Origin of the sequence: Thalassobacillus cyri (assembly GCF_900107755.1) — a bacterium.
GTDB lineage: Bacteria > Bacillota > Bacilli > Bacillales > Halobacillaceae > Thalassobacillus > Thalassobacillus cyri.
In genome coordinates this window covers 100,293-111,368 of record NZ_FNQR01000007.1, presented here as the reverse complement: position 1 = coordinate 111,368, position 11,076 = coordinate 100,293, and the positions used below count along the sequence as shown (strand labels likewise).

Below are 11,076 nucleotides of genomic sequence, written 5' to 3'. Positions count from 1 at the left end.
GTGATTATTTTTTATCTTTGTTTTGCCGGGTGAAAAGTTGATAGATAAAATAAAGCAGCCAAAAAGAAGCAAAAGCGAGAAGTCCTAGATTGATATAATACCAAAAACCATCACCTAATAAATCAAGCGGAGTTCCCTTTCCTGGCGTCCGGGATAAATATAAATAATTAGAACCGATAGCTTGATTAACGAAGCCCATCAGGATGGCGTAAATCACCAGCAGCCCATATGCCTTCATGGTAGTTTTCCAGGTGATGGTCACTGGGTGTACCAGCGTCAGCAGTACTCCAGACCAGGATATCCCCATATGATGAAGGAAGAATTTCCAGTAACGGTAATGTTGGTAGTCATGGGGAAGGTCTGGGGTCACTAAAGCCATCAAAGCAGGAATGACGGCAATGAAATAGGTGATTTTTATCAACGTATGATTCTGTTTCCAAAGCGCAGTTGCAGCAACTAAGGATGCAATGCCGCACAGGTGTAATGGTAGATAATCATTGCTGCTCCACACGCCGTTAACTATGGCCCAGGTCTGGTAAGAGACTTCGGAAATGATCAGGAGACCGAATAAAAACCAGCGTATCAATTGATAGCCGGTCTGATCTTTTTGAATTTTTTTATTTCCAAGAAGTATCAATGCCAATCCTGTCAAATAGATGATCAACATGGTGATATGGCTGCCGCCGAACATGTCGAAAGGTTGATTGATACCACTGCCGAACCATTGTTTCATACACCATCATCCTATTTTCCTTTATTTATTCTGTGCTATTATTCTATCATAGCTATATCGGAGGGAGATATGATGAGGAAAATCAATTGTTTCCGGTGTAAGTTCTTCTTTACGACCTGGAATCCTCAGTTTCCAAGAGGGTGTCGGGCTTATGGATTCAAAACAAGAGAAATCCCATCTATACTGGTCAAAAAAACGACTGGCACGGATTGCTTACAGTATAGGTCCAAAGCGCCTGCTTCTAAATATGAAAATCAGAACAAAGGGTTTAGCGCTAAAGGGTGACTATTCTACTGTAAATAAAATGAAATTTCAGAATATAGGTCGTCGTATCCATGAATATGTGATATGCTATGGCATATTTACAAACAATAGAGTGAGGGAGTTGAAGACTATTGGCTAGGGAAAAATGGGCCTCCAAGCTCGGCTTTATGCTGGCGGCGATGGGGTCTGCTGTTGGGCTCGGTAACATTTGGCGTTTCTCATATGTTGCGGGTGAAAGTGGCGGAGGCGCCTTTTTGATTTTATATTTATTTTTCGTACTTGTCATCGGTGTACCTTTGTTATTAACAGAGGTAAGCATCGGAAGAAAAGCGCAAAGTGATGTGATTGGATCATTTGCGAAGTTATCTCCTGGTACTCCATGGTTCCTTTCCGGTTTCTTTGGAGTATTGGCATCATTCTTGATTTTAAGCTTTTACAGCGTAGTAGCTGGGTGGTCGATGTATTATTTATGGAAATACATTACCGGTGATTTCTTCAGCCAACCTGAAGGCGGTTATGAGGCCGCATTTGGCGGTTTTATATCCCATGCCTGGCAGCCTCTTTTCTGGCATGCTTTTTTCATGGTGCTGACGATTTCCATCGTTTATATCGGTGTTAAAAGAGGAATCGAAGCGGCCAATAAAATTTTCATGCCAACACTGGCTATCATTTTGATTGGATTGGCAATATACAGTGTCTCACTTGAAGGAGCGGTGGAAGGGGTGAAATTCCTCTTCCAACCGGATTGGTCAGCGTTAAGTAATCCATCGGTATATTTAGCTGCTATGGGGCAGGCCTTCTTTTCCTTAAGTTTGGGAATGGGTGCCATGCTTACGTATGGAAGCTACTTGTCGAAGGAGAGCAAGCTGCCTGGTGCCACTCTTGGTATCGGTCTGATGGACACCTTTTTTGCGGTCATTTCCGGCATTGTCATTTTTCCGGCGGCTTTCGCTTTTGGTATCAGCCCTGGATCCGGTCCGCCATTGGTATTCATTACATTGCCTGGCATATTTGAGCAGATGCCAGTTGGCGGGATAGTTGGTCTGGTTTTCTTCTTTGCATTGACACTGGCGTCTTTATCTTCATCTGTTTCTATTTTGGAAGTGCCGGTTGCTTACTTTATGAGGGCTTTCCATTGGAGTCGGAAAATGGCGAGTATCCTGACGGGAGCTATTATGTTCGTACTTGGATTGATCGTATCCTTAGGTTTTGGCATATGGTCCGGCTTCACGCCAATCGGAGACAGAAATATCCAAGGGTCGATGGATTTCATTGCCTCCAATATTTTGCTTCCACTCGGAGGTCTAGCCATGGCGTTGTTTGTCGGATGGTATTTTAAGAAGTCCACAGCATTGGACGCTACGGATTTGACCGGTAATCCGATCGGTAACATCTGGTACAGCATCATCAAGTATATCGCCCCGGTATTGATTATCTTAATTTTCTTGAATGCCGTGGGAATTCTGGGAATGTAATTTTATGTCTATCATTTTTGAATTAGCACATACGAGGGGAGATGTTGCAAAAGAAATCGAAGCATTGCAGCAGCTTTCCTATCATCAAGAAGCGAGGTACGTTCATAGCCGCAAGCTTCCGCCTTTGACGGAAACTTATCAGGATATCCGTATGGCTGACGAAACATTTTTAGGTATATATAAAGAAAGAAGGCTAGTCGGCCTGATCGCCTATCAACTTGAAGCAGGTGATTTCTGGATTACCCGTATGGCCGTACATCCAAGATGGATGCGCCAGGGCTTTGGCAAGGAACTGCTGGATAGAGTGCTGTTTTTGAATCCAACCAGCCGATGCTATGTAACGACTGGAGCAAAAAATGAACCGGCGATGCGATTTTATCAGAAATATGGTTTCAAACAGCAGCAGGAGCTGGTGACAGAGGAAGGAATAAGGCTCGCACTTCTCTATTATGAAAGCTCTGATCATTAACGTGAAGAGCGGTGGCAGTCCTCTTGTGAAGGCGGGGTCTCCTATAATCCCAGTGTAATGGAACCCGCAAGCTACGCTCTGCTTTTTCAGTGTCATCCTAAACAAGACCGTTCCTAATAGGGAGCGGTCTTGTTTTCTTTTCTAGTCTAGGATTGTATGGACGTGTTAAACTACATAGTATGAGATTTTCGTAATCAAAAAGGAGTCATAATAATGGCGATTTCAAATCAAGCAGTATTGAAGAAAATGATGAATGAAATACAAGAAGCGATGCAAAAAAATGGTGAGACCTCGTCGGTTCGTGAGCATGTTCGAGCCATCCGTCTTTTGTGTGACTTGATGTTAGATGAGCGTCCTGAGGAGTCAACCGGGAGTTCTGCATTTCCTGATCCTACGGAGGTCAACGAACCGACAACAGCAGAAATAAGAAAAATGATGGGAGATATCCCGTCATCCAGGCAGCAGACAAACCAACAGAAAAAGCAGACGATCGACCACGAAGAAGCAAATGGTGATTCTATATTTGATTTTTAAGGAGAGAGAAATATGAAATTATTTTTATTATTGGCTGTCATCAACGGTTTTATTGCAGTAGCACTTGGGGCTTTCGGTGCTCATGGACTGGAAGGCCGTATTTCAGAAAAAGCGTTGAAAACCTGGGAAAAAGCAGTAACCTATCAAATGTTCCATACCGGTGCTTTGCTTGCTGTCGGATTATTGATGATGAAAGCTCAATCAAGTCTATTGACAGGGGCAGGGTGGATGTTTTTCATTGGGATCCTGCTATTTTCCGGCAGCTTGTATATCTATGCCCCGTCTGGCATCAAAGCGCTGGCTTTGATCACTCCGTTCGGTGGTCTGACGTTTTTGATTGGCTGGGTGCTGTTAGGTATAACAGTAACAAAAATCATCTAATTAAAAAAAAAGAAAAGTAGAAAAAATGGCAATCAATAGGGCTCGAATGACCTGGGAAATGAAATGGAATGTATTCCGCTTTTGCAGTTCTACCATCCCTTCGAACATAAAGCTTAAAGCAAGCATGTAAAACATGGCTAATACCGTCCAGGAAAAGGCTTGCTGGGCGAGTGCGACAATAGCGAGAACAAGTGCCAGAATCATACTCAACACTTGAAGACGCTGCAGTTTTTCATATGGGTGTTTCACTAGCATGTCACCACCTTGGATAAAGTAAAGCCACGCGCGAATAAGCGGCGTGGCTTTTTCTCTGTTTAAGAATTGTTTAATAACAAAACGATAATGACTAAAAAGTTACCTTGGCGTGTAGTTCGCTAATTGGCCTCCTGAGTTGCCGAATGGATAGCTGTATTCGATTTCTTCATCAAATGTAATGTAATCAAGATAAATCATTAATAATAAGTACCGTTTTCCTGATTGAGGATCACTCAAAATAATGTGGTCTCTTCCTGCTGCTTCGATAATCCCTTTGAAAATCTTTGCATTCCAGTTTTCGTTATTTTCAAAAGTCATATAAACGGTCGCTTCTTTTCCTCGATTCAAACGTAAAATGTTTTCAATATAAGATTCTTCTACAGGGAGCATACCTCCCTGTCCCTGGGTACCTCCCTGGGTGCCTCCTGGCATCCCGCCTTGCATCATTCCGGGCATTCCTGGCGTCCCACCTTGCGTCATTCCAGGCATTCCCATTGATTGCTGATAGGTTCCCATCATTCCCATCCCCTGGGGAGGGGCAGTTTGACGGGCGGATGGATAATAACCTGATGGAGCCTGTGCTGCATAAGCGGGATAATAATATTGATAGGGGTTGGCTGGATAATAAGGCTGGTTCTGTTGAGATTTGGCAGAAGCCTGGTTTTCCTTATTATTTTGTGACAATACAATCACTCCTTTTTGGCGTTAATAAACTCGTGGGCACTCGCTTTGTAATGGAGAATAGAAGCAGTGCGATTTGAACCGCCCCGAATTCCATTGACCGAACCATTGGGCAGGGCAGCTTCCTTCAGGCATGAAGAACCAGAGGGAATTGGTTGCAGGATGGAATCGCTCTCCTTTAATCGTCCTTCTGGCCAGACGAATGTCTTTATCTCGGGCACGCTGGTAGAAGTAGCCTTTTTGTGTAGCTTCGAATCCCCCGGGACTCTGATAAACCATGTCTTCAATCGAATTGATTGCTTTAAAGTCTATGCAATCACCGCGTACACGATTCACTCCCGTATTACCCACCAACAGCATTCCCAATTGTCCGTCACCTTCTCCTTCAGCGCGCATCAGTCGTGCTAATAACTTCACACCTTTTTCTGTGGAAGGGATTACCGCCATCCTTTCACCCCACTTCAATTCCACAAGATGAGCTTCTCTGTAAATGTATATGTACGGGGTCCCACATTATGAAAAATAAAAAGCGCTGCCCCCTGTATGGGTAGCAGCGCTGTTCAAGTATCGTTTATTTAGATGGATAGAAATTTAGGAAGTGATTCTTTTTCGAGTAAGTGACCGACATAGAATGAGCCGAATTCGCCAAAGCGGGCGCTTACTTCATCAAAACGCATTTCATATACTAATTTTTTGAACTGAAGGACATCATGGGCAAACAAAGTGACTCCCCATTCCCAGTCATCAAAGCCTACGGACCCCGTAATGATTTGGCGTACTTTTCCGGCATACTTACGTCCGATCATGCCATGGGAATACATCATTTTACCTCGATCTTCTTTTTCGAGCATATACCAGTTGTCATTCCCCTGACGGCGCTTGTCCATTGGATAGAAGCAAGCATATTTCCATTTAGGCAAGATAGGCTTCAAACGTGCTTGAATTTCAGGGTCAGTTTCAGGGTCTTTACCTTGCGCCATATAATTGGAGAGTTCTACTACAGAAACATAAGAGTAAGTCGGGATAGTGAACTCTGCCAATTTGGTTTTGTTGAATTCATTTTCAATTTCGTTCAGTTCTTCCATGGTCGGACGTAGAATCATCATCATGAAATCCGCTTTTTGACCGACAATGGAATAGATAGCATGGCTGCCTGTTTTATTACTTTCTGTCTTTTCCCACTTATTGATCAGTTGATGGAATTCGTGGATGGCGCTTTCACGCTCATCACTTGATATCATCTTCCAGGCGGTCCAGTCCATGGACCGGAAATCATGTAGACAATACCATCCATCTAAGGTTATCGCTGGTTCTGGCATAGATCATACGCTCCTTTATTAAAAACATTGTAAGTATCCTGCTCCTTCCTTAATATAACATAATCAAAACAGGGCTTCATGTCGGACGTAAATAAGGGGTATGAATTCACTATATTGACACATTTTATAGAGGTAATCGTTTTCTCTTACATATTGCTTTCATTCATACACAAATTGTCTTATCATATATAACAGGACAAGATATTGGAGGGAAAGATATGAGTGATCTTTTTGAGACATTAACAGATAAAGTTCAGGGGAAAGGTAAGCGAATCGTATTCCCTGAAGCATTAGACGAAAGAATCCTGACAGCTGCCAGTCGTTTGGGAACGAAAGGTTTAGTCATCCCTGTATTAGTCGGAAATGAAAATGAAGTGAAACAGAAAGCGGGCGAGTTTGGTCTTGATATTTCTTCCGCAGAAATTCTCGATCCAGCAAACTATGAAGGAATGGATGAGATGGTACAAAGCTTTGTTGAACGTCGAAAAGGAAAAGCGACAGAAGCGGATGCTAGAGAAATATTGAAAGATGGCAATTATTTCGGAACAATGCTCGTGTATATGGGTAAAGCGGAAGGCCTTGTCAGCGGTGCTGTACATTCGACAGCGGATACTGTGCGTCCGGCTCTGCAAATTATCAAAACGAAGCCGGGTATCAAGAAGACTTCTGGAGTATTCATCATGGTTCGCGAGGAAGAGAAGTATGTGTTTGCGGATTGTGCTATTAACATGTCGCCAGACAGTGAAGACTTAGCAGAGATCGCTTTGGCAAGCTCGGAAACCGCCAAGCTTTTCGATGTAGAGCCTAAAGTTGCGATGTTGAGTTTTTCTACCAAAGGTTCCGCAAAATCTCCAGAAACAGAAAAAGTCTCTGAAGCAGTTAAAATCGCTAAAGAAAAGAACCCTGATCTGCTTATCGACGGTGAATTCCAATTCGATGCAGCTTTCGTGCCGTCTGTAGCAGAGAAAAAAGCACCTGAATCCCTATTGAAAGGGGAAGCCAACACGTTCATTTTCCCAAGCCTTGAAGCTGGGAACATTGGTTATAAAATCGCACAGCGCCTCGGTGGCTTTGATGCTGTTGGGCCAGTACTCCAAGGTTTGAACCAGCCGGTCAACGATTTATCTCGCGGCTGTAATGCAGATGATGTCTATAAACTAGCGCTAATTACAGCGGCTCAATCCCTATAAGGAACAAAAGCGCAAGCGCCTTGCTCACCCCCGATAAGCTTAAGCCAAGCCTCGGCGTGACGTTATTTGTCACAGAGAGGATTGACTTAAGACCTCGAGGGGGTAGGCGCTGGAGCTGGATGTAGCCCAATGCAAAAAGTTATCCACGATCATTAAATTTTATAATTTCCTAGACAACAAGAAAATCCGGGCCCCTTGATCAGGGGAACCCGGATTTTTTATAAGATGTAAATTACTACTAAAGCGATAGTAATGACAAAAGTTATGATATAGATGATAGATAAAGCCCGAAGGTTAGGAGCCTTTTCATATTCCCGTGACCTGGCAAGCTCATCTTCTGGTGTGTCACTTTCTCTTTCCGCTATCGTTTTATTGATATCTTTTCCTACATAAATCGTGGCAATCAAGGCGATGATACTTAAAATAATAGCTATAACGATAAAAACGGTGAACATGTCGCCACACACCTCCTATATGTATTACTTCTATTTTAACATGAACCGGAGAAAACAGCCGTATACATCTTGAAAATAAGTTTTCCTGCTATATAAGGCTTTTTCGCTAAAAAAAGTGCTGGCCTCCGTTTTACAAGGATTCCAGCGCTTTTTTATTCCTGTCGATCATCTGCTCGAAACGTTTATGAAACCATTCGATCTCCTGGCCGTCCAGCTGTTGCATAGATAGGTTGCCGGTCCATTCATGCAAAGTCGTCAAAACCATATCACGTACCTGAGCTACTGAGAACTCCACGCCCAGCAATTCATTCAAAGAAGCCATGACATTTGGATCGATGTCCGGGTAGTCGAATCGGGTAGCTTCTGTTCGTTTGCCAATCTTATAAAAATCGCGCATGATACGCCCTCGTTCTACACCGCTTCCTGTAATATCTAAATAGACCTGGACAGCGGAACCATTTTTCACCCTTCGTTGAGAAACACCAGCAAACTTTTTGCCATCGATACTTAAATCATAGGTACCCGGGCAATAAGACTGAGTAATCTCATAAGCCTCGATCCGGTCCGTATAATCTCTGAACAGGTAGCGGACGAATTGCACCATTGCATCATATCCTTCATGGATATTGACTGTTTTTGAATCCGGGAAAATCAATGATACATTCAACACACCATCATCAAGAACGACGCCGAGTCCCCCTGAATTCCTTACGATCACCTGGTAACCCTGTGATTTCAAGTATTCTACACCTTCTGTGATATAGGGGAGTCTTGCATCGGGGATACCGAGTACAACGATATTATGATGCACCCATAACCGTGCAGTAGTGGGAGAAAAACCTTGGCCCACAGACATAGACAGAGCATCATCCATCGCAAAAGATTGCAGTGCTGAGAATTCCGGTCCCAGCGTGCTTTGATCGATGAACCGATATTGTGCTGTTTTCAGCAAGGGATGTAGGTCAGACATAGCGAAAATACTCCTTCCGTTCACATTCAACCTCCCATAGTATAACAGAACAAGCCGCTTGCATGTATCTATGAAACTAGGTAAAATATTGTATTGGTTCGATGTGAAGGAGGATGAGCGATGACTAATGAATTCCGCATCTGTGATGATTGCCAGGCAGTCAACTTAAAGACGCTGCTCCCACGATTAGAAAAATTAGATGCAGAGGCTAAAGTTGAAATTGGATGCCAGTCGTATTGCGGTCCCGGCAGGAAGAAGTCATTCGCATTCGTGAACAATCGCCCTGTCTCTGCACCGGAAGAAGATGAACTGATCGAAAAAATTGAAAAAAAATTAAGCAAAGGGCGAAAGCGAGTCTAGAAGTAGCCCGGTCAATATATTTTAAAGAATGGAATGGACACCTTGCTTGTCAAGGTGTTTTTTTAAATGAGATTAACAGCTATAATAGAAAAAAATGCCGATTGGAAGGATTAACCGATGGCTTATAAAGATGAAAAATTAAATGAAGAAAAGGTTTTTAAAGACCCCGTACACAGGTATGTACATATTAGGGACCGAGTGATATGGGATTTAGTCGGAGCACCGGAATTCCAACGACTGCGCCGGGTTAAACAACTGGGCACTTCTTATTTGACCTTCCATGGGGCAGAACATAGCCGGTTCAACCATTCGCTTGGCGTATATGAAATTGTCCGCCGTATCCTTCATAATTTCGAAGACCGGCCGAATTGGGATTCAAATGAACGATTGCTATGTCTATGTGCTGCTTTATTGCACGACCTTGGCCATGGCCCGTTTTCCCATTCCTTTGAAAAGGTCTTCAAGCTCAATCATGAAGATTTCACCCAGGAGATTTTGTTGGGGGATACTACGATCAATACGATTCTTTCCAAAGTAGAAAATGGCTTTCCTGAAAAAGTCGCTGATGTCATCAATAAAACATACCATAATAAATTAGTTGTCAGCTTGATTTCCAGTCAAATCGATGCCGACCGAATGGATTATCTGCAGCGGGATGCTTATTTCACAGGAGTAAGCTATGGACATTTTGATATGGAACGTATTTTGCGTGTCATGCGTCCGATGGAAGATCAGGTCGTCATTAAGGAAAGCGGGATGCATGCTGTCGAGGATTATATCATGAGCCGTTATCAGATGTACTGGCAGGTTTATTTTCATCCGGTCACCCGTAGTGCGGAAGTGATTCTTTCTAAGATTCTCCACCGTGCCAAGGAGCTCCACGAAACCGGTTATGAGTTTGCTTTGAAGCCGACACACTTTTTATCATTTTTCACAGAAAGACCTACCTTGAAAGAATACTTAGCGCTGGATGAAGCAGTGGCGATGTATTACTTCCAAATATGGATGAATGAAGAAGACCCGATTTTAAGTGATCTTTGCGAACGTTTCGTCAATCGTCGTCTGTTCAAGTACATTGAATTTAACCCGAATCTGCAGATGAATGAGTGGATGGAATTATACCGTTTATTCAATAAAGCTGGATTGAATCCAGATTATTACCTTGTTGTTGACTCCAGTTCTGACTTGCCGTATGACTTTTACCGGCCTGGAGAGGAAGAGGAGCGTCTACCGATCCACTTATTGATGCCGAATCAGGAACTGAAAGAACTCTCACGTCAATCTGATATTGTTGAATCGATTTCAGGAAAAAAAAGGACCGATCATAAGCTATATTTTCCGCTTGACCGTCTCAAAGAAATGTCCAACCGGAGTAAGACTAAGAAGCGGATCCTAGAAATTTTGTACGGATAGGGGGATGAGCCGTATGTTAGAAAACCATGCAAAACTTATGCGTTTTTTTGCCAGCTCAGAGGAAATCGTAGGGAGAAAGAAGCTGCAAAAAATCATTTATATCTTAAAAAAATGTGAGGTACCTTTTGAAGAACGCTACCAGTTTCATTTTTACGGACCATATTCTGAGGAACTGACGTTAAGAATCGAGGAGTTGTGCAACCTCGGGTTTATCAATGAAACAAAAGAAGAAAAAAAGAACTATTACCAGTATCGCTACCAACTGACAGATGCTGGAAATAAATTTCTGGAGCATTACCAGGTAGAGTTGCCAGCGATGAGGGAGCGGATTTCAAAAATGAAAGAAAAAAGCTCCCGTTTTCTGGAACTCGTTTCAACCATGTTATACTTTGAACATTTACCTAGGGAAGAAGTAGAAGAGAAAGTACGGACGGTAAAAAGTAAACAGAATTATACGATGGATGAGATAAACGAAGCTTGGAGCTTTATCGAAGAAATGCGCCGTACCCTCCACTAAAAATAGGGGGTACGGTTTTTTAGTTTGAAATAAAGGTAACGTTTGTTATAATAGACAAAC

The 11,076-nt window shown here is 42.8% G+C and carries 15 protein-coding genes; 8 read left to right on the top strand and 7 right to left on the bottom strand.

Going from position 1 to position 11,076, the window contains the following annotated elements; all coding sequences use genetic code 11:
- Positions 1-4: 4 nt before the first annotated feature.
- Positions 5-733: a YwaF family protein gene (locus tag BLV00_RS10320; RefSeq protein ID WP_093044900.1), complete on the bottom strand. Its 729-nt coding sequence runs from the start codon at positions 731-733 to the stop codon at positions 5-7.
- Between the two features lie 395 nt (positions 734-1,128).
- On the opposite strand from BLV00_RS10320, the gene BLV00_RS10310 reads away from it, so the two are divergent.
- From BLV00_RS10310 to BLV00_RS10295, 4 genes are all read left to right on the top strand, one after another.
- Complete coding sequence (locus tag BLV00_RS10310) at positions 1,129-2,472, top strand: sodium-dependent transporter (protein ID WP_093044898.1); 1,344 nt, start codon at positions 1,129-1,131, stop codon at positions 2,470-2,472.
- Positions 2,473-2,476: 4 nt separating this feature from the next.
- On the top strand, positions 2,477-2,941 hold the full coding sequence (locus BLV00_RS10305) for a GNAT family N-acetyltransferase (RefSeq protein ID WP_176791450.1): 465 nt from the start codon (positions 2,477-2,479) through the stop codon (positions 2,939-2,941).
- 213 nt (positions 2,942-3,154) lie between these two features.
- On the top strand, positions 3,155-3,475 hold the full coding sequence (locus tag BLV00_RS10300) for a YwdI family protein (RefSeq protein ID WP_093044896.1): 321 nt from the start codon (positions 3,155-3,157) through the stop codon (positions 3,473-3,475).
- Between the two features lie 12 nt (positions 3,476-3,487).
- A complete protein-coding gene (locus BLV00_RS10295) occupies positions 3,488-3,856 on the top strand; it encodes a DUF423 domain-containing protein (protein ID WP_093044895.1) in 369 nt (122 codons plus the stop codon).
- On the opposite strand, the gene BLV00_RS10290 is transcribed toward BLV00_RS10295, so the two are convergent.
- The 4 genes from BLV00_RS10290 to hemQ form a co-directional block, all read right to left on the bottom strand.
- Positions 3,857-4,111, bottom strand: a complete 255-nt coding sequence (locus tag BLV00_RS10290; RefSeq protein WP_143030712.1) for a hypothetical protein — start codon at positions 4,109-4,111, stop codon at positions 3,857-3,859.
- Between the two features lie 99 nt (positions 4,112-4,210).
- A complete protein-coding gene (gene gerQ / locus BLV00_RS10285) occupies positions 4,211-4,795 on the bottom strand; it encodes a spore coat protein GerQ (protein ID WP_342722479.1) in 585 nt (194 codons plus the stop codon).
- Between the two features lie 21 nt (positions 4,796-4,816).
- On the bottom strand, positions 4,817-5,239 hold the full coding sequence (locus BLV00_RS10280) for a cell wall hydrolase (protein ID WP_093044893.1): 423 nt from the start codon (positions 5,237-5,239) through the stop codon (positions 4,817-4,819).
- A gap of 128 nt (positions 5,240-5,367) precedes the next feature.
- Complete coding sequence (gene hemQ, locus BLV00_RS10275) at positions 5,368-6,111, bottom strand: hydrogen peroxide-dependent heme synthase (protein ID WP_093044892.1); 744 nt, start codon at positions 6,109-6,111, stop codon at positions 5,368-5,370.
- A 218-nt stretch (positions 6,112-6,329) separates the two neighbouring features.
- Here hemQ and pta point away from each other — a divergent pair, with 218 nt between their 5' ends.
- The gene (gene pta / locus BLV00_RS10270; protein WP_093044891.1) at positions 6,330-7,301 is read left to right on the top strand and encodes a phosphate acetyltransferase; all 972 of its coding nucleotides are present in this window, start codon (positions 6,330-6,332) and stop codon (positions 7,299-7,301) included.
- 218 nt (positions 7,302-7,519) lie between these two features.
- On the opposite strand, the gene BLV00_RS10265 is transcribed toward pta, so the two are convergent.
- Together BLV00_RS10265 and BLV00_RS10260 are read right to left on the bottom strand one after the other, a co-directional pair.
- On the bottom strand, positions 7,520-7,756 hold the full coding sequence (locus tag BLV00_RS10265; RefSeq protein ID WP_093044890.1) for a hypothetical protein: 237 nt from the start codon (positions 7,754-7,756) through the stop codon (positions 7,520-7,522).
- A 130-nt stretch (positions 7,757-7,886) separates the two neighbouring features.
- A complete protein-coding gene (locus BLV00_RS10260; protein ID WP_093044889.1) occupies positions 7,887-8,726 on the bottom strand; it encodes a lipoate--protein ligase family protein in 840 nt (279 codons plus the stop codon).
- A gap of 120 nt (positions 8,727-8,846) precedes the next feature.
- Between BLV00_RS10260 and BLV00_RS10255 the strand changes: the two genes are divergently transcribed.
- The 3 genes from BLV00_RS10255 (at position 8,847) to BLV00_RS10245 (ending at position 11,016) form a co-directional block, all read left to right on the top strand.
- On the top strand, positions 8,847-9,086 hold the full coding sequence (locus tag BLV00_RS10255; RefSeq protein WP_093044888.1) for a YuzB family protein: 240 nt from the start codon (positions 8,847-8,849) through the stop codon (positions 9,084-9,086).
- 117 nt (positions 9,087-9,203) lie between these two features.
- Complete coding sequence (locus BLV00_RS10250; RefSeq protein ID WP_093044887.1) at positions 9,204-10,499, top strand: HD domain-containing protein; 1,296 nt, start codon at positions 9,204-9,206, stop codon at positions 10,497-10,499.
- A gap of 13 nt (positions 10,500-10,512) precedes the next feature.
- On the top strand, positions 10,513-11,016 hold the full coding sequence (locus BLV00_RS10245; RefSeq protein WP_093044886.1) for a YwgA family protein: 504 nt from the start codon (positions 10,513-10,515) through the stop codon (positions 11,014-11,016).
- Positions 11,017-11,076 lie beyond the last annotated feature (60 nt).